The sequence below is a fragment of the Thalassospira sp. HJ genome (assembly GCF_000948415.1).
GTDB lineage: Bacteria > Pseudomonadota > Alphaproteobacteria > Rhodospirillales > Thalassospiraceae > Thalassospira.
Genome location: NZ_JYII01000019.1, coordinates 222,256 through 240,129 on the forward strand (window position 1 = coordinate 222,256; position 17,874 = coordinate 240,129).

Annotated in this window: 15 protein-coding genes; 10 read left to right on the forward strand and 5 right to left on the reverse strand. The window is 56.0% G+C overall.

Features of this window, described 5'->3' with window-relative positions:
* The first annotated feature begins 492 nt into the window (after positions 1-492).
* The 6 genes from UF64_RS15325 to UF64_RS15350 all read left to right on the forward strand — a co-directional run bounded on the left by UF64_RS15325 (position 493) and on the right by UF64_RS15350 (position 5,983).
* Positions 493-1,830, forward strand: coding sequence for a flagellin (locus tag UF64_RS15325; RefSeq protein WP_044829468.1), 1,338 nt, complete (start codon positions 493-495; stop codon positions 1,828-1,830).
* 404 nt (positions 1,831-2,234) lie between these two features.
* Positions 2,235-3,119, forward strand: a complete 885-nt coding sequence (locus tag UF64_RS15330; protein ID WP_044829469.1) for a class I SAM-dependent methyltransferase — start codon at positions 2,235-2,237, stop codon at positions 3,117-3,119.
* A gap of 183 nt (positions 3,120-3,302) precedes the next feature.
* Complete coding sequence (queC, locus tag UF64_RS15335; RefSeq protein ID WP_044829470.1) at positions 3,303-4,058, forward strand: 7-cyano-7-deazaguanine synthase QueC; 756 nt, start codon at positions 3,303-3,305, stop codon at positions 4,056-4,058.
* 20 nt (positions 4,059-4,078) lie between these two features.
* Positions 4,079-4,567 carry a 6-carboxytetrahydropterin synthase QueD gene (gene queD / locus UF64_RS15340; protein WP_235285095.1) on the forward strand — a complete coding sequence of 163 codons (489 nt, stop codon included), beginning with the start codon at positions 4,079-4,081 and terminating at the stop codon, positions 4,565-4,567.
* On the forward strand, positions 4,564-5,346 hold the full coding sequence (gene queE, locus UF64_RS15345; RefSeq protein ID WP_044829471.1) for a 7-carboxy-7-deazaguanine synthase QueE: 783 nt from the start codon (positions 4,564-4,566) through the stop codon (positions 5,344-5,346). The genes queD and queE overlap by 4 nt, the downstream gene beginning before the upstream one ends.
* Positions 5,347-5,650: 304 nt before the next feature.
* Positions 5,651-5,983: a hypothetical protein gene (locus UF64_RS15350; RefSeq protein ID WP_044829590.1), complete on the forward strand. Its 333-nt coding sequence runs from the start codon at positions 5,651-5,653 to the stop codon at positions 5,981-5,983.
* 18 nt (positions 5,984-6,001) lie between these two features.
* Here UF64_RS15350 and UF64_RS15355 read toward each other — a convergent pair whose 3' ends face one another.
* The gene (locus UF64_RS15355; RefSeq protein ID WP_082049809.1) at positions 6,002-6,676 is read right to left on the reverse strand and encodes an isoprenylcysteine carboxylmethyltransferase family protein; all 675 of its coding nucleotides are present in this window, start codon (positions 6,674-6,676) and stop codon (positions 6,002-6,004) included.
* A 39-nt stretch (positions 6,677-6,715) separates the two neighbouring features.
* Positions 6,716-8,026 (reverse strand): AraC family transcriptional regulator, encoded by a 1,311-nt coding sequence (locus UF64_RS15360; RefSeq protein ID WP_044829592.1) that lies wholly within the window; start codon positions 8,024-8,026, stop codon positions 6,716-6,718.
* Positions 8,027-8,409: 383 nt separating this feature from the next.
* Between UF64_RS15360 and UF64_RS15365 the strand changes: the two genes are divergently transcribed.
* The 4 genes from UF64_RS15365 to UF64_RS15380 all read left to right on the forward strand — a co-directional run bounded on the left by UF64_RS15365 (position 8,410) and on the right by UF64_RS15380 (position 14,713).
* Positions 8,410-8,994: a PadR family transcriptional regulator gene (locus tag UF64_RS15365; RefSeq protein WP_044829472.1), complete on the forward strand. Its 585-nt coding sequence runs from the start codon at positions 8,410-8,412 to the stop codon at positions 8,992-8,994.
* Between the two features lie 117 nt (positions 8,995-9,111).
* Positions 9,112-10,299, forward strand: a complete 1,188-nt coding sequence (locus UF64_RS15370; protein ID WP_044829473.1) for an efflux RND transporter periplasmic adaptor subunit — start codon at positions 9,112-9,114, stop codon at positions 10,297-10,299.
* 24 nt (positions 10,300-10,323) lie between these two features.
* Positions 10,324-13,518 carry an efflux RND transporter permease subunit gene (locus tag UF64_RS15375; RefSeq protein WP_044829474.1) on the forward strand — a complete coding sequence of 1,065 codons (3,195 nt, stop codon included), beginning with the start codon at positions 10,324-10,326 and terminating at the stop codon, positions 13,516-13,518.
* Positions 13,519-13,777: 259 nt separating this feature from the next.
* Positions 13,778-14,713 (forward strand): TIGR02285 family protein, encoded by a 936-nt coding sequence (locus tag UF64_RS15380; RefSeq protein ID WP_044829475.1) that lies wholly within the window; start codon positions 13,778-13,780, stop codon positions 14,711-14,713.
* 54 nt (positions 14,714-14,767) lie between these two features.
* On the opposite strand, the gene pssA is transcribed toward UF64_RS15380, so the two are convergent.
* The 3 genes from pssA to UF64_RS15395 form a co-directional block, all read right to left on the reverse strand.
* On the reverse strand, positions 14,768-15,628 hold the full coding sequence (pssA, locus tag UF64_RS15385; protein ID WP_044829476.1) for a CDP-diacylglycerol--serine O-phosphatidyltransferase: 861 nt from the start codon (positions 15,626-15,628) through the stop codon (positions 14,768-14,770).
* On the reverse strand, positions 15,628-16,350 hold the full coding sequence (locus tag UF64_RS15390) for a phosphatidylserine decarboxylase (RefSeq protein WP_008890308.1): 723 nt from the start codon (positions 16,348-16,350) through the stop codon (positions 15,628-15,630). Before UF64_RS15390 ends, pssA begins: the two co-directional genes overlap by 1 nt.
* 418 nt (positions 16,351-16,768) lie before the next feature.
* Positions 16,769-17,869 carry an Ig-like domain-containing protein gene (locus UF64_RS15395; RefSeq protein WP_044829477.1) on the reverse strand — a complete coding sequence of 367 codons (1,101 nt, stop codon included), beginning with the start codon at positions 17,867-17,869 and terminating at the stop codon, positions 16,769-16,771.
* Between the last annotated feature and the right edge of the window lie 5 nt (positions 17,870-17,874).

Consider the following 17,874-nt stretch of genomic DNA (forward strand, 5'->3'; position numbering starts at 1 on the left):
ACCCCGTTTTCGGGTCGGCAATGTCGTGCGTCTGCGCACTGTGGCTTGAAACGATAGGCGTGCTTTCCCTGCACGACGTTGCATTGCGCATCAAAAACGCACTTCCCAAACAAACCCTGATCGGGCCGGTCTGGCTTTCCGCGCTTTGCCACCGGTCGTGATCATCTTCCCGGCACCGGGGCCACCTGTTGCACGAAGCCCCGTGTGCCGTAACTGTTTCGTTCCCAAAGGCCTTGTGTCTCCGCGCAAGGCCTTCTTTTTTGCCGGCGTGAGTCGCAAGAAGGCCAGATTTGGGATTTTCGCCAAGCCCCCCTCTTTGGGGTAGGAGACTATTTTATTTATATATTTCAATTATTTATGATTGAGATAACCCTAATATTAGCTATTGCCATTTCAGATTTACCTAATTAACATCTTGCGCAGTTGATCTCATGTAGAGGTCCAAAAATCGCCGCCACCTTTTGTTTTGCTTGTTCAGGTAGGAACTGCGACATGGCGTTAAATATTCTATCCAATCACGCGGCCAATCTTGCTCATCGCAATTTGGTACGCGCCGAAGAAGCGACCAACAGATCGCTTCTGAAACTGTCATCAGGACAGCGTGTGGTTTCTGCACGCGATGATGCAACTTCGATGGCGATCGGGGTGCGGCTGGATTCAACGGCCTCCTCCATCACTTCGGGAATTGTCAATGTCGGTCACGGCAATTCCATGCTTCAGATTGCTGATGGCGGCATGGCCACCATCGATAACATTCTGGTGCGCATGAAGACCCTGACCGTTCAGGCTGCATCGGAAAACCTGTCCGATACCGAACGCGGTTTTCTCAATGACGAATTCATCGATTTACGCGATGAAATCAATCGCATCGCATCTTCGACCAACTTCAACGGCGTTCAGTTGTTGGGCGATGGCAGCGATGTGTCGCTAGACTATTCAGACCTTGAGGGTGGTGGTTCTGCCAGCGCCCTTTCGCATGCCAACGGCTTTGCCAATGTCGCCATTACCAATGACAATTATTGGGCTGGCGATGAAGGCGAAGACGGCCTTTCTGACACCCACTTGCGGTTCGATGTGGTCAAATCCGGCGACCGGATCATGTTAAGTGCCATCGCCGAAATTGATGGCAGCGCGACGGATCGAAGCCAGGTTATCGACATCACCGACTATGCCACGGGCGGCAGCAAAGCACTTGGTATTGGTGATCAGGTCAAGCTCGACTTCGACAATGTCGGGGTGAAGGTTGATCTGAACTTCAATATCGGCAGCACGATCTCCAACGCCCTTGCCCAAGGGTCTGACGGTTCGGGGGCCAATGGGTCAACCAGCGCGCAGATCTTTGGCTCTTCGCCGGTTTTCTCGGTGCTCGAAGATCAGGGCAACAAACTTTCTGATCGGGTTTATCTGCAAGTTGGCAGCGGGGCGACTGCCGCCGATCAGGTATCGATCTTCATGACTGCTGTTGATGGCTCTGCCCTTGGCAGCGGGAAGAATGGCACGGAAACAAGTCTTGATGATCTGGGCAGCAAGGCGATTGCCTCGACCATGAAGGCACGCGAAGCACTTGAAACCGTCACCCGTGCGATTGATGATCTTCAACGGGCCCGGACCAATATTGGCACCAACCAGAACCGACTGGATGTTGCCAGCACCAACCTGGCCGCGACATTGCAGAACGTCGAAGAAGCCAGATCAAGCCTGCTTGATCTCGATGTCGCAGCCGAATTGACCGACTTTGCCTCCAACCAACTTCTGACCAAATCAAGTGTTGCGATCCTCGGACGCATCAGCGAAATGCGTCAGAACCTGTTACGCTTGCTGGAAGGTTGAAGAGCCGCCTTTCAGTCTGCAGGGTCCAAACTCTTTCAAGTGACCGTTCCGGTCTCCCGGATTTGCGCGGATATGCGAAGCAAAATTGCAGGAAGATCCATATCTTTCAAGATTTTGCGACAAAATAGCCCGTGCAAATCCGGGAGATCCGAAGGACAACTGATATGAAAGAAAGCCTCTGCGTCAAATCCCTTGATTGGGGATCACCCTAATCTGCGGGCTTTTCCTAGCTTTTTCTCTCATATCAATTGCCGGATCGATCACTTGAATGAGTTTGGACCCTGGGAAGCCCTGCGCCATAGCGCGCAGGGCTTCTCACCGGCATTGCGCTGCAAAACATCCTTTAAACAGGTCACTGTTTACGTCTATGGTCGTTGCTTAACCCAAAGGGAAGCTGACCGACAATGACCACCACCCCGACCTCCGAGACCTGGCAAAACCTTTCCTCTGACTGGATCACCTGGGCAGAACGCCTGGCACCTGCGGCCGAGAAAATCAATCGCCACATGATCGAGGCCGCCGACCTCAAAGCCCTTTCGGAAAGCCGCAATGGCGCGCCGCTTGCCGTTCTTGATCTCGCATCCGGGGTTGGGGAACCGGCATTTTCCTTTGCCCGCGCCCTTGGTGGGGGGAGCGAAGAAGACCGGGTTAATATTCCCGGCGTTACCGGGACGGTGACGGCAACCGACATCGTGCCCGATATGTGCGATGCCCTGATCGAACGGGCCGAAGAAGAAGAAATTTCCAACATCACGGCAACGCCCGCCGATATGGAAAATCTGCCGTTTGAGGATCAAAGTTTTGATGTCGTGTCGTGCCGCTTTGGCGTGATGTTCTGTGATGATCATGACAAGGCATTGCGCGAAGCCTTCCGCGTTCTGCGCCCGGGCGGCAAGGCAGTTTTCATGGTCTGGGCACCGTTGGTGGATAACCCGCTTTTCGCCGCAATGGATGCGGTTTTGGGCAATATCCTTGGCATCGGGTTTGACAAGGCCGGGCTCGATCCGTTTTGCTTTGGCGATGTCAATCATGCCACCGACCGGCTCAAAAACGCCGGGTTTAGCGATGTAACTGACACCAGCCACAGCCCGGCGGGTCGCATTCCTGAAACCGCCCCGTTCTGGAAGCCGCAGATGGACATGCTGTTTGGCAATATCCTGCGCAAGTCATCGGATATGGAAGTCGGCGCGATCAATGCCGCGATGTTTGAAACCCTCGCGCCTTATATCGAAGACGGCCATTTCCAGGTCCCGATTTGTTTTCATGTACTTAGCGGAACGCGCGCCTGATTGCCTGCAGATGCGCGACGCAGCCTAGCACCAAAACCCAAGCATTCCTGCGCCACACGCATGGCTGCATGCGTGTGTTTTTGCTTGCGCTTAATCCCGCCTCATGGCAAACCCCGCCCCCTTGGAAGGATGATCCTTCCCCTGTCGTAGCACCAGGTTAAAAACACGAAAGACTTGAGACTCATGAAGACGATTGTCGTCTGCTCTGGCGGATTGGATTCCGTCACGCTGGCCTATAAGGTCGCGAACGAGCACAAATTGCATTCCCTGATTGCATTCGATTATGGCCAGCGCCATAAAAAGGAACTCGATTTCGCCGCCCGCACGGCGCGCGATCTGGGTGTGAAACATCACATTGTTGATCTGACCCCGGTTGGTGCGCTTCTGGGCGGGTCATCGCTAACCAGTGATGATATCGATGTGCCCGATGGCCATTACGCCGAAGAAACCATGCGCATCACCGTCGTGCCCAACCGCAATGCCATCATGCTCGCTGTTGCCTTTGGCGCGGCAGCCAGTGCCGGCGCCGATGCGGTTGCCGCGGCTGTTCATGGCGGGGATCATTTCATCTATCCCGATTGCCGTCCCGATTTCATCAACGCCTTTCAGGCCATGCAGAACCATGCGCTTGAAGGGGTGAAGGACGTCAAACTCTATACGCCGTTCGTCAATGTCTCCAAGGCCGACATCGCACTTGAAGCCGGGCGCCTTGGGGTGCCGGTTGATCTGACATGGTCCTGCTATAAGGGCGAAGACACCCATTGCGGACGGTGCGGCACCTGCGTTGAACGGCGCGAGGCGCTTGAGCTGGCCCGGGTCAAGGACCCGACGGTTTATCTTGATCGCGATTACTGGAAACAGGCCCGTGCCGATCATCGCGCGCGCCAGCTTGCCGATCGCGAAACCGAAGCCACCAGCGCCACCAGCGCGGCGGAATAACACTTTCCATTTCCTGCACCATGGATGCCCGCCTGCGCGGGCATGACGGATCGACGGCAAACCTGTCGGTTTGGCACCGTCATCCCCGCGAAGGCGGGGACCTCGATCCGCATGCTCATGGCGGGGAAATGGACGATACCGAAAGAAAACCGATGTTCACCATCACCAAACAATTCGCCTTTTCCGCCAGCCATCAGCTGAGCGGTCTTGAGGATGATCACCCGTGTGCGCGCCTGCATGGCCACAATTATATCGTCGAGGTGGAGCTTAAGGGTGCCAGCCTCGATGCCCGTGGTTTTGTCCGTGATTACCGCGAACTTGGGCCGCTCAAACGTCTGATCGATGACGAGTTTGATCACCGCCACCTTAATGACGTTTTGGGCCATGACCACCCGACCGCCGAACAGCTCGCGCTGTTTTTCTATGACTGGGCGCATGATCGATGGCCGGAGGTTTCGGCCGTGCGGGTTTCCGAAACCCCGAAAGCCTGGGCGGAATATCGTCCATGACGATGGACGACCCCAACCTTGCGGCGCTTTCCGAGGCACGCGGTAAAATCCGCATCTCGGAAATCTTTGGCCCGACGGTTCAGGGCGAAGGCGCGCTGATCGGCATGCCGACCGTGTTTGTCCGAACCGGCGGCTGTGATTTCCGCTGTTCATGGTGCGACACGCTTTATGCCGTCGACCCGGCCTTTCGTGCCGACTGGAAACCGATGTCTGCGACCGCGGTCTTGGATGCGGCCAAAAGGCTTTCCGGCGGCAAACCAATCCTGATCACGCTATCGGGTGGCAACCCGGCGATCCAGCCGTTGGGCGATCTGATTGCCATGGGCAAGGCAGAAGGGTTCACCTTCGCGATTGAAACCCAGGGCAGCATCGCCAAGGACTGGTTTGCCGATCTCGATTTCCTGACGATCAGCCCCAAGCCGCCAAGCTCCTCAACAAATTTCGACGCGAACGCGCTCGCGGCCTGCATTGATGCAGCCCAAGCCAATGGCATGCTGGATGGCCCGGCGATAACACTGAAATTCCCGGTCCGTGACGAAGCCGACCTGCTGTTTGCCGATTATGTGAGGAACCTTCACATTGGCATTCCGGTCTGCCTGCAGCCGGTCAACACCACCCCGGCCGAACCGCACCCGGATGGTGCAGACGGGGTTGATATCGCTGGCCTGACGAAACGTTATCGCTGGCTGGTCGATGAAGTCGCCAAACGTAAATGGTTTGATGTCCGCGTTTTGCCGCAATGGCATGTCCATGTTTGGGGCAATTTGCGCGGGGTCTGAGCCGGATCGACAATCCTGAAAAGCGCTGAAAAGTTGCGCTTTTCAATTTCTACTACCATATAAAATATATGCGACCGGCACCGATATCCCTGGTGTCGGGGCAAAAGGCGCTTTGTGATACAGCCATTCAAGGGCTCTCTTGGGGATTGAGCACACCCATTGGGAAAAGCGCCAAGTTAACCTGCCGGAAGAAGGCGGGCGGAATGTTTCTGTCCGCCCCCGCGCCCGATAGGTGCAAATTCACAACAAAAACCAGATCAGCACCATCGGCGGCATCTTCCGGATGCTCGAAGGAGCCGTGATTATGAGCATAACCCGCACAACCCATCGTACGGTGACGTTCTTTCATCCGTTCCACCTGCCCGGTCATCCCGGGCTGCTTTCGCCTGGCGAGTATGAAGTCGACACCAACGAAAAGCTTGATCCCAATGCAGCAATGCGCAGCTACATCAAGCTTGAATGTCACGTCCATCTCTGGGCAGAGGAGGATCAGATAGACGGCAATGACGTCCTGACGGTCGCCCCGCAGGCACTTGAAGCCGCCCTTGCGCTTGATTCCGATCCCCTGCGCGAAGATGAACGCAACCGAATGATCAAATCCTTTGGCGGCAGACCAACCGATAACGCCGCCGCCTGACAGGGCGCTATGGCCGTCTTATGGCAACGAGATCAGGGTGATCCCCCATCCCTGATCTTGCAAAATCTTGATGCCTTCAAACACCGGGGCGGCAATTAAAAACCAGCAAGCATCGCGCAGGGTCACAAGGAAAAGCGCGGGCCTAACCTTGATGGTTTCCGCATCCCGCCATTTCATCAGGTTGGGACCAAACTGCGGGACGGTCTGGCAATAATCATCAAAAGACGCCCCGAACCGCTCGGCCAGCATCGCCTCTTCATGGGCGACCACACTGCGAAACACCAGCCAGCACGCCAAGGAAAACAACCCCGCCATCACCAGACTGCCCGTCTGCGCACCGGCGCCAAAGGCGCCGATGAAGCTAAAGACGTAAAGCGGATTGCGGCTGATCGAATACGGACCAAGTGTCACCAGCGACGTCTTTTTACGCCCGCCAATATAAAGCGCACACCAGCCCCGCCCAAAGATACAGATCAGGATCGCCGTGATCCCGATGGCCTCGATCCCCTCATGCCAGGCAGTGCTGCGATCAAATCCCGCCCGGGCGCAACAGACCAGCGCCAAAAGCACAACAATCCCGATGCGAAGCGTGCGTTTGCGCCGGCGCTGGATGGTTTGTAAAGGATCAACCGACGGAATGTCGGTCGCAATGACTTGGGTCGCGTGGGTCGATAAAGTCTGATTGTGATGCATGGATGCCCCCTTGGGTTAAGTGGGCGTCATGATCCGTGATCATCCGGCCTTTGGCGTCCAATGCTGTTGATTCGGACCCTCTGTTGGTGCCTCGGACAGGTTGGCCGGCTTAAGGGCTGCTTGCCTTGCAGCTTCGCGCACGGCACTAGGGGTTTCCCCTGTGATCTTCTTGAACGCCAGATTAAACGTCGATTTGGAGTTGAACCCGACACTGAGCGCAATGTCCAAGATCGTCCGATCAGGTTCCAGCACCAGAACAGATCGCGCTTCCGCCACGCGGGCGGCATTGACGAAATCAAAGAAGCTTTTGCCGACGTGGTGATTAAGCACATAGGAAAGCTGATTGGGGGTAACCCCAACCGCACGGGCAAGCTTTGGCAAGGACACCAACGGATCAAGCAGGATATCCCCGCGCGCCTGAATATCATCAAGGCGGGCCAATGCACGGGTTACACCATCGGGATCAAGCAACGGACGCGGTGCCGTGGTATCGGTTGGCGCATCTGCCAGATCCGCTTGCGGGACAGCGCGCGCTTCCGTTGGCTGTGCCGGACTCTCTGGTGCCTTGGCGGCAACAAACCCTGCTTCCTCATCGACAATCCCGTCATCGGCATCATCGGCGGGCCAGTCGGCCATGACAAACAGGGCCGGTTGCGTTGCGATTTCATAGCTCATGGCGAACAGGACCAGCGCAAAGGCGATCTCGGTGCCAAACATTTCGGGATCATCGGGCAGATAAAGACCGACAATCTTGCCAACCGCCACGGTAATAAAGACAAAGGTCAAACCACCCAGAACCACCCCGATCCAGCGTTGCATCGCCTTGCGGTCTGCCCCCAGCTGTTCCTCGGTCTTGAGCACATAACGACACGCAATCCGCCACAACAGCACCAGATAAACGGTAATCTGGATAAAAATCGCGCTCCAGCAAAAACCTTCAACCAGTTCGGCTGTGCTGTATCGCCCTGCCCACAGCTCATCGCCCCGCCCGTCGCCGGTCACGACCCAGGCAATCAGGTTGAACACCACCAGTACAAGCACGAAATGCCCCCACGGGCGGCGGGACGGATTGCCCGATATTTCACGGAAATAAAGGTAAATCGCCGGGGCGATGGCGTAATTGATCGGACTAAAGAACAGGTTCAGGAAGCGTTCGAGATCCCTTGCAACGAACGGCTCTGCCACATCCTGAATAAGGTTGAGCGCAATCGTTGCAATGAACAGCATCATCCAGCGGTTCGCCCCGAAGGCACGCGCGCCTTCGGATCGCAGGATCAGGCATAGGAACACTGCCTGCACCAAACCGACGGCTGCCACCACCACACTTACATAGTCCGTCCAACCGGTCATTCCGGCATGCTCCTGCATTTCTTGATCACGTTTCTTCTGCCCAACCTTGCACCGGTCAGGCCGTCTATATCGTTTCAATAGACACAATCGGACACTATCGGCGTCCGATTATGCACAGGCGGACGCAGCAACCCGCCGGTTTTGCCAATCTGATCATCAGACGAACCGGACCAGCATCATTGATTTCGGATCATGATGTAACACGATCGATGTCCGGATCGTCCAGATTGAAGGGCCGTCATAAAAAGTTCCATCATATTCGATTGACTATATCGAATTGATATATGATAGTTCGATATGTATCGGATTGATACAGTTGCTTTGATAACTTCCCCCATCAAGGCACGGTCAATCCGGGGGAAGCAACAAGGATAGACGACACAATGGACGTACGAACTCTATGCCTGGGTGCTCTGATGGGCGGCGAGGCAACTGGATATGAAATCCGCAAGATGTTTGAAGATGGCACGTTCAGCCATTTTCAAATCGCGTCCCTTGGCTCGATCTATCCGGCACTGACCAAACTGACCCAAGATGGTCTGGTGACCTTTGTCGAACATGAACAGGAAAACCGACCGGACAAGAAGATCTATCAGCTTACGCAAGAAGGCCGTCGCACATTCCTGCGCACCCTTTTGCAAACGCGTCCGGCCGAAGATCGATATCGTTCCGATATTCTGTTCATGCTGACCTTCGCCGAAGAAATGCCGATCGAGCTGACCGAGGCCCTGATTGATGAATTTGCCGCCCGTCATGAAATGATGAGCATGCAGATCGATCCGGAAAACCCCGACAAGCCGGCCCCGCAGACATCGCATGGCCGCGACGAAGACGGCACACCAAAACCCGGCTGTTGCTTTGTCGCCGGACTGGGACAGGCCATGTGCGAAGCGACCTTGAAGTTTATTCGCGAAAACAAGCAGGGCCTGCTTGATGAATTAAGAAATCGCAAGGCCAACAAGTCGTAAGCGACTTTACCCTAGGCAGCACACAAGATTGCCCAGCCAGAAATACCAAGTGCCAGACGTGCCCAACCAAGAGCCACTGACGCATTCCGGCAACGGAAGATTTGAGGGAACAGAACAATGAATGCTTCACGCCTGATCGCCATTCTACTGGTCGTTGGGACCGTTATATGGATCGGCAGCGCCTATTTGACCGGCGATGATGCGCCTGCGCAAGGCGAACAAAGCGCGGCCGCAAACCCGGCAAGCGAAAACGCGGCAGCCAAACCGCATGCCAGCGTGCGCACGATTACCAGCCGTGCGGTCGATCACGTCGATCACCTGCGCATTACCGGACGTACCGAAGCGGTCATTTCTGTTGATATCCGTGCTGAAACCGAAGCGCGCGTGATTGAAATCGGCGCGATCAAGGGTCAGGCGGTCCAAAAGGGCGATCTGATTGCCCGCCTTGAAGTCGGGGACCGTCAGGCCCGCGTTGCCAAGGCCCGCGCCCTTGTAGCGCAGCGTGAACTGGAACATTCGGCGGCTGAAAGCCTGGCTGAGAAAAACTACCGCTCCAAAACCGGCGTTGCAGAGGCGCTTGCCCTTCTCGAAGAAGCGCGTGCCGACCTGACCATTGCCCGCACGGAGTTGGGCAATACCGAAATCCGCGCGCCGTTTGATGGCATTGTCGAAGAACGCCCGGCCGAGGTCGGTGACCTTCTGTCTATCGGTGATCCGGTCGCAACCCTTATTCAGGGTGACCCGATGCTGGTCGTGGCCCAGGTGCCAGAACATTCGATCCGTGCGATTGATCTTGGCCAGCTCGCCAATGTCACCCTTTTTGATGGCAGCACCCATGACGGCATCGTGCGCTATACCGCGCGCGTTTCAGATAACGACACCCGCACATTCCGGGTCGAGGTCGAGATTGATAACGCCGATCTGCGCATTCCCGATGGCATGACCGCCGAGCTTGAAATTCCGGTCGGCACCAAGCGCGCCCATCTGGTGACGTCTTCTGTCCTGACACTAAATGACGCGGGCGAGCTTGGTGTTCGCTCGATCGTTGATGACAACAAGGTCGATTTCCTGCCCGTTGAACTTCAAGGCGGCACGCGTGAGCGCATCTGGATCGGCGGCCTGCCTGAAGAGTTCGAACTGATCGTGGTCGGGCATGACTGGGTCAAGGAAGGTGCGACCGTCGATGTCGTCCATCTTGAAACCGACAAGGACGGCCTGCCGATCATGCAGGATAACGAAGCCCCCGGTGCTGTTCCCGGGGCTGAGGACGGTGGCGCCACCCTTTCGGAAAATGCCGCGCAGTAAGCGCGTATCATGAGGAGATGAAAAATGTCCCTGATTGATCACGCGCTTAATCGTTCGCGCACCGTCATTCTGGTTCTGGTCCTGCTGCTTGTTACAGGTTGGGTTGGCTATAACACCATCCCCAAGGAAGCTGACCCGGACGTTCAGATCCCGGTTCTGTACGTGACCATGCATCATGACGGCGTTTCGCCCGAAGATGCCGAACGCCTTCTTTTGCGCCCGATGGAACAGGAACTTCGTTCCATCGAAGGTGTGAAGGAAATGCGATCACAGGCCTATCAGGACGGCGCATCGGTCACGCTTGAATTCTATTCCGATGTCGAGATTGATGAAGCGCTGGCAGATGTCCGCGAACGGGTCGATATCGCCAAATCCGAACTGCCAGATGAAACCGACGACCCCGAAGTGCACGAGGTCAACCTGTCGCTGTTCCCGGTTCTGGTCGTGACCCTTTCGGGGGACGTGCCCGAACGCGCGCTCCTGCGTATGGCGCGTGACCTGAAGGACGCGATTGAAGGCCTGCCTGCCGTGCTTGAAGCCAATCTGGCGGGCGAGCGTGAAGAACTTGTCGAATTCATCATCGATCCGATGAAGATCGAGGCCTATCGCCTCAATGGCGTCGACATCGTCACCCTGGTGCGGAACTCCAACGCTCTGGTCGCGGCAGGCGCAGTTGATACTGGCAGTGGCCGCTTTAATATCAAGGTCCCCGGCCTCTTTGAAAGCGTGAACGATATTCTTGATATGCCGCTTCTGGTCGATGGCGATTCCGTTATCCGCTTCCGCGATATCGGCGATGTCCGCCGGACCTTCAAGGATGCCGAGAGCTTTGCACGCCTTAATGGCGAACCGGCAATCGCGATCGAGGTTTCCAAACGGGTTGGCGAAAACATCATCGAAGTCATCGATGCCATCAAGGCCACCACGGCCGAGGCACAACAAGCCTTCCCGCCCAACCTGACGATCAGCTATTCGCAGGATAAATCATCTGACATCCGCACCATGCTGACCGATCTGCAAAACAGCGTGATCCTTGCGATCCTTCTGGTGATGGTGGTCGTCATCTGGTCACTTGGCTGGCGGTCCGGCCTTCTGGTGGGTCTTGCCATTCCGGGCTCGTTCCTGACCGCGATCCTTGTGCTGTGGGCGCTCGGGATGACGGTGAATATCGTTGTTCTGTTCAGCCTTATTCTTGCCGTTGGGATGCTGGTCGATGGTGCGATTGTTGTCACCGAATATGCCGACCGGAAAATGATCGAAGGCCTGCATCGCAAGCAAGCCTATCCGCTTGCCGCCAAACGCATGGCGCTTCCGATCATTGCTTCGACCGCGACAACGCTTGCCGCCTTCCTGCCGCTGGCCTTCTGGCCGGATGTGGTTGGCGAATTCATGAAGTTCTTGCCAATCACGGTGCTGTTTACCCTGACCGCATCGCTTGCCATGGCGCTGATCTTTGTGCCCACCGTGGGCGCATGGTTTGGCAAACCGGGCAGTCAGAACAATGAAAGCCTCGAAGCCATTGCAGCCGATCATGGCGATGACATCGAAAAGGTCAAAGGCGGCACTGGCGTTTATATCCGGATGCTAAAGACCTGCCTGCGGTTCTATTGGCTAATTGTGCCGGCGGCCTTTGTGGTTCTGATTTCAGTCTGGGCGGCGTTTGGCCAACTGGGCAAGGGTGTCGAGTTCTTCCCGTCTGTTGAACCCGAAGTGGCCATTGTTCAGGTCCGCGCACGCGGCAACATGTCCTATTACCAGCAGGACACCCTGCTGCGTGAAGTTGAAAACCGCATTCTGGCCCTTGATACCCATCATGAAGGCGAGAACTGGTTTGATACCGTCTATGCGCGCTCCGGTTCCGGTGCAGGTGGTAACGAAGCCGCCGAAGACGTAATTGGTGTCGTTCAGCTTGAATATGCCGATTGGCAGACCCGCCCCAAGGCGAGTGAAATCGAAAAGCGCATTCTGGCCGATACCGCCGATCTGGCTGGTATCCAGATCGAGGTCCGCGCTCAGGAAGCTGGCCCGCCGCAAGGCAAGGATATCCAGATCCAGCTGCGGTCTTTCTATCCCGAATTGCTTGATCAGACTGCGACCATGCTGATGACGGGCCTTCAGGATATGGGCGGTCTTTACAATTTCGAGGACGGAAAATCACCCCCGGGCATTGACTGGGAATACAGTGTTGACCGTGCGCAGGCACTGAAATTCGGGGCCGATATCACCCAGATTGGCAATGTCGTCAAACTGGTGACCAACGGCATCAATTTCTCGACCTATCGCCCGGATGATTCGACCGAGGAGATCGATATTGTCGGACGCTACCCGGCAAAGTACCGCTCGCTTGAGGAGTTGCAAAACCTCAAGATCGTGACGGACAAGGGCCTGGTGCCGATGGCCAACTTCATCAAACGCACGCCCATGCCCAAGACCGGCACACTCCATCGTGTTGACAGCCGCCGCACCCTGACCGTCAAGGCCGACGTGCAGGAAGGTGTTCTGGTTGATACCAAGCTTGGTGAGGTCAAAGACTGGATGAGCACCCTTGCGATCGATCCTCGCATTTCGGTCGAATTCAAGGGTCAGGATGAAGAACAGAAAAAGTCGGCCGACTTCCTGAAAAACGCGTTCTCGGTGGCGCTGTTCATCATGTTCATCATTCTGGTCACCCAGTTTAACAGCATCTCAAGTTCGCTTCTGATCATGATTGCCATCATCATGTCGACGGCGGGCGTGTTCCTTGGACTGATGCTGACCGGGCAGGCCTTTTCGATTGTCATGAACGGGATCGGTATTGTCGCGCTGGCCGGGATTGTCGTGAACAACAACATCGTTCTGATCGATACGTTCGACCGGCTCAAACACACCGCCAGCAGCATCGAAGCAGCCATCCTGCAAACCGGTGCACAGCGTTTGCGTCCGGTGATGCTGACCACGGTGACTACTATTCTTGGTCTGGTGCCGATGGTGCTGCAGATCAATATCGACTTCGCTGCGCGCGATGTGTCGGTTGGCGCACCTTCCACGCAATGGTGGGTGCAACTTTCGACCTCCATCGCGTTTGGTCTGGCCTTTGCCACGGCACTTACGCTGGTCTTTACACCCTGTGCGCTGATGGCGCGTCACAAGCTGGGCGGGCTGATGCGAAAGATCAAGCCGCGCCTCGCAAAGCCGTTCAGTTCAGGCCTGCCAAAAGGCCCGACGGATCAGACCAGCTAACCCCATAGCCGCGCGCTTTTTCCCCCGACCCCGCCGCGCGGTTACACCGGCCCCCTTCCCCGGGGGCCGGTGACTTTTTATCCCGGCAACACTGCAACGTGAATTGAGCATGCTTGCTATATCATTATTTTATAACTATATGATTTTTCGCTTCGAACATGATCGGGCGGAGGTGGCGAATACACACTTTCCTAAGGATTTTAGAAGTATTTTATCGTTATTCGTCACAACTGATTTCCGCCGGAATCAAAGGAACTGCATGGTATCGGCTCTCTGGCATAACGCGCGACCAAAGGTCTTTGGCATTGCCTGTGCGCTTGGCGCATTGATGTCTGATGGCGCGATGGCCCAGAATAGCTCGGAAGATCAATCCTTTACCTGGGCGGTTCCCGCCTTTGCCCCGGCCTTCATCCATGAGCAAGGCAAGCTGACCGGCTATGCTGCCGATACCCAGAACTGGTTTGCCGCCCAACTGCCGCAATATCGGCACGACGTTCTTCATGTGCCGCTTGCCCGCCTTCTGGCCGAAATGAAAAACGGCGAAGGGTCATTGCGCTGCTCGGCAACGCTGATCCCGACCCCGGAGCGGCGCGAATATATCACCTTTGCCAAGACCATCCTGCTGCATCTGCCGATCTCGATTGTCATTCGGGCTGAAGATGAAGACCGCTTTACGCCTTATCTGAATAAGGAAGGCCATGTGGAGCTTGAGCAGCTTCTGGCAGATGAAAGCCTGTCAACGGCGGTGCGGATCGGCCGGGCCTATGGTTCGCGCGTCGATGGCCATCTAAACCGGTTCCGCGACACCCATCAGGTCATGCAGGTTGCCGAGGATACCAAGTTCGTTCGGATGCTGGACCTCAAACGCATCGACTGGACGCTTTATTTTCCATCCGAAGCCGAATATTACCGCCGCACCCAAACGCCCGGGCTTGAAATCAAGGCCCTGCCGATTGCCGGCAACACCACCCTGCTTGAAGCCACGATTGGTTGTGCAAAAACGCCCGCTGGGCAAAAGGCGATTGCCGAAATCAACGCCATCGTCGATGACAACCCGACCATGCCCTGGACGGAGTTTTACGCCGAATGGCTCAGCCCCAATGACCGTGAATGGTTCAATGCCGCGCGCGACCAATACATCCACGCCGAACATTTCGAAACCCGGCTGGAATACAGCCCCTCGACCGCGCAATAGAAATCAAAAAAGCCGGCATATGCCGGCTTTTCTTTTGATGTTTTGATCTGATGATCAGTTCTGATGGACGCGGTTCAATCCCTCTTCGGGATCGTCATCGGGTTCACCGTCATCGTCTTCTTCATCTTCCTTGTCCTGACGCTGCTGGTTCTCAATCCCCATACGGCGATAGGAGCGATAAGACAGCGGGAAGGTTATGAAATAGATCGCGGCAATGGCCGAAAGGGTCAGCCACGGCGAGGACACCAGAAACGCCACCGACGCCCCAAATGCCAACATCAACGGCAACACCCAGGCGCGCGGCACCTTGACCTTCTTGAAGCTGAATGTCGGCAGGCGCGATACCATCAGGCCCGCAATGATCACACCATAAGGGGCGACGATATAGGGGCTGTCAAAGATGCCTTCGCCGAACTGGAAGGTCAGAACAATCGGCCACATGGCAAGGGCGGCTGCCGCCGGGGCCGGAACCCCGGTAAAGAACCGGTAGGCCCAAGTCGGCAGTTCAGGTTCGCCCAGCATCTGCGTGTTAAAGCGCGCCAGACGCAGCATCATGCAAACCGCAAACAGAAGCGACAATGCCCAGCCAATGCCGCCAAATTCATGCAGCGACCAGAAATACAGCATCATGGCCGGAGCAACGCCAAAGCAGACAAAGTCCGACAGGCTGTCAAGTTCGCCCCCAAAACGGCTGGATGCGTTGAGCATGCGGGCAAGACGGCCATCAAGACCGTCAATGATCCCGGCAATCAGAATGGCGGCAACGGCGGCTTCCCAACGATCCTGCATCGCAAAGCGGATCGAGGTCAGACCGGCACACATCCCCATGATCGTCGCAACGTTCGGCACAAGTCGCGTTAGCGACATCGCCTTGAAACGACGGGGACGACGAACGGGATCGATGCCGCCTGCCATTATCGGATCTCCCCGACTGCGGCGTCCTTGCCCTTGGCTGAGACATCAGCAAGGACGGTTTCACCGGCAATCGTCGTTTGCCCGACAATCACGTTGGGCGAGACACCTTCGGGCAGATACACATCCACGCGCGAGCCAAAGCGGATCAGACCGAAACGTTCACCCGCTTTGAGCTGCGAACCGGTACCGACATCACACAGAATACGGCGCGCAACCAGACCGGCTATCTGGACAACACCGAACTCGCGGCCTTCCTTGTCACGGACAAGAAGGATCTGGCGTTCGTTGTTTTCCGATGCCTTGTCGAGTTCGGCATTGACGAACTTGCCGGGCACATAGGCCTCGCCAACGATTTCGCCATTGACCGGGCAGCGGTTCACATGGACGTTGAACACATTCATGAAGATCGACACACGCGTACGCGGGGTCTTGTCGTCAAGTTCAAGTTCCTTGGGCAGCGGCGCCTGCGAAATCATGCAAACGCGGCCATCTGCCGGGGAAATCACCAGATTTTCATCGGTGGGCGTAATACGATCCGGGTCGCGGAAGAAATACGCGCACCAAAGTGTCAGGATCACGCCGATCCAGCCCAGCGGTTCCGCAATCAGGAACAAGCCCACAGTGATCGCTGCAAAGATCGCAACGAATTTCCAGCCTTCCGGATTGATCGGCACAAGAACGGATTTCAAAGTCTTAATTCCCTGGTTGCCATGGTTGGGCATATCAATTTGGTACGCATGGTACCGTGCGGGCGCATTCCTACCATCTAGTGATGACAAAGGGCAACGCAACCCGCGTCAAACTGTTTGGCCCCAAACTAGGGTTAGGTCCTACTAATTTGGTTTGAATGGTCGCTCAGATTTGTGCGGATACACGAAGCCAAACCGCCGGAAGATATCTATCTTTCAAGGTTTTGCGACACAGTAGACCGTGCAAATCTGGTCGATCCGAAGGACAGAGTTTATATTTGCAAACTCCTGCGTCAAATCCCTTGAGCGGGATGCCAACCCGCTCGGCGGCATTTTCCTTGGATTTCACAAATATAAACTCTGCCATTCCAATCAAATTAATAGGGCCTAACCCTAAAAGGGGCAAAACACACTTACCATGTGCTTTGCCCCTCGCAAAGAAAAGTGATGCTTATTGCTGAATTTCTTCGTTCGGCAGTGCAAAAATCTGCCCCGGGTAAATCAGGTCAGGATCGCGGATCTGGTTGCGGTTCTGATGATAGATCACCCAGTATTTCAGGCCTTCGCCATAGGTGCGGCGCGCAATACGCCACAGGCTGTTGCCCGGCTGAACGACATAGCGAGAACCTGGCTCAAGAATCTGGTCAGGTCTTGCGCGTTCGAACGGAATTTCAACACGTGCGGTCACAGTACCCGAACTATCAAGCTGATCTGCACGCATCGTGTAATTGCCCGGCTCGATCGGCTCGCCGATGGTCAGTGCCCAGTTGCCGTTTTCATCTGCCGGGGCAGTTCCGACATGCTTGTTATCAAGATAGATCCGAACGGTATGATCGAGATCCGCCTTGCCTGACATCGCAACACGGCCTTCGGTGTCGTAATCAACAATATCAATCGACAGACGCGGCAGGGTTGCATCCGGCGTATCGGTTTCTTCGGTTGCAGATGCGGCTTCTGGTGCCGGACCCTGCATGACGGTTGCAGCACCATTGCCTTCGGCCGGAACCTTAAGCGCGATCACAGGCTGCTTTTCGCTTTCCGGTGCGCTCTCAGCTGCCTCGGCAGTTTCGGCGGTGTCTTCGGATACCGGTGCAGCCTCTTCCTCGGGGATCAGGACAACGACCTTGTCTTCGGCCTTGGAAACAGTGCCGGTGGCATCTTCGGCCTCAAGCGACAGTTCTCGATCCCCGCTTGCCAGCGGCTTGTTGGGCAGAACAACCCATTCGCCGCGCTCATCAGCTGTGGCTTCGCCAATCACTTCATCGCCTTCGCGGATACGGACCGTGCTGTTGGGTTCGGCGCGACCGGCGATCACGGCATTTCCATCCGGACCGATGCGCACGACATCAAAGCTTGGATTGGTAATTTCGGGGGCAGCGGTTTCCGGCTCGGATGCCGGTTCGCTTGGCGTCGTTTCAGTCGCAACTGCTGGCGCCTGGGTGACTGCCGGTGCGGTTTCGTCATCCGCACTCTTGGTCAGCATGTAGTTCAGCGCAATCGCTGCAATGATCAGTACAACGCCGACAATGACGAGGATATAGGGTCGCTTCACCGGAA

Coding starts and splice junctions, on each gene's coding strand:
- UF64_RS15325 (WP_044829468.1), top strand. CDS start 493: ATGGCGTTAAATATTCTATCCAATCACGCGGCCAATCTTGCTCATCGC.
- UF64_RS15330 (WP_044829469.1), top strand. CDS start 2,235: ATGACCACCACCCCGACCTCCGAGACCTGGCAAAACCTTTCCTCTGAC.
- queC (WP_044829470.1), top strand. CDS start 3,303: ATGAAGACGATTGTCGTCTGCTCTGGCGGATTGGATTCCGTCACGCTG.
- queD (WP_235285095.1), top strand. CDS start 4,079: ATGGATGCCCGCCTGCGCGGGCATGACGGATCGACGGCAAACCTGTCG.
- queE (WP_044829471.1), top strand. CDS start 4,564: ATGACGATGGACGACCCCAACCTTGCGGCGCTTTCCGAGGCACGCGGT.
- UF64_RS15350 (WP_044829590.1), top strand. CDS start 5,651: ATGAGCATAACCCGCACAACCCATCGTACGGTGACGTTCTTTCATCCG.
- UF64_RS15355 (WP_082049809.1), bottom strand. CDS start 6,676: ATGCATCACAATCAGACTTTATCGACCCACGCGACCCAAGTCATTGCG.
- UF64_RS15360 (WP_044829592.1), bottom strand. CDS start 8,026: ATGACCGGTTGGACGGACTATGTAAGTGTGGTGGTGGCAGCCGTCGGT.
- UF64_RS15365 (WP_044829472.1), top strand. CDS start 8,410: ATGGACGTACGAACTCTATGCCTGGGTGCTCTGATGGGCGGCGAGGCA.
- UF64_RS15370 (WP_044829473.1), top strand. CDS start 9,112: ATGAATGCTTCACGCCTGATCGCCATTCTACTGGTCGTTGGGACCGTT.
- UF64_RS15375 (WP_044829474.1), top strand. CDS start 10,324: ATGTCCCTGATTGATCACGCGCTTAATCGTTCGCGCACCGTCATTCTG.
- UF64_RS15380 (WP_044829475.1), top strand. CDS start 13,778: ATGGTATCGGCTCTCTGGCATAACGCGCGACCAAAGGTCTTTGGCATT.
- pssA (WP_044829476.1), bottom strand. CDS start 15,628: ATGGCAGGCGGCATCGATCCCGTTCGTCGTCCCCGTCGTTTCAAGGCG.
- UF64_RS15390 (WP_008890308.1), bottom strand. CDS start 16,350: ATGCCCAACCATGGCAACCAGGGAATTAAGACTTTGAAATCCGTTCTT.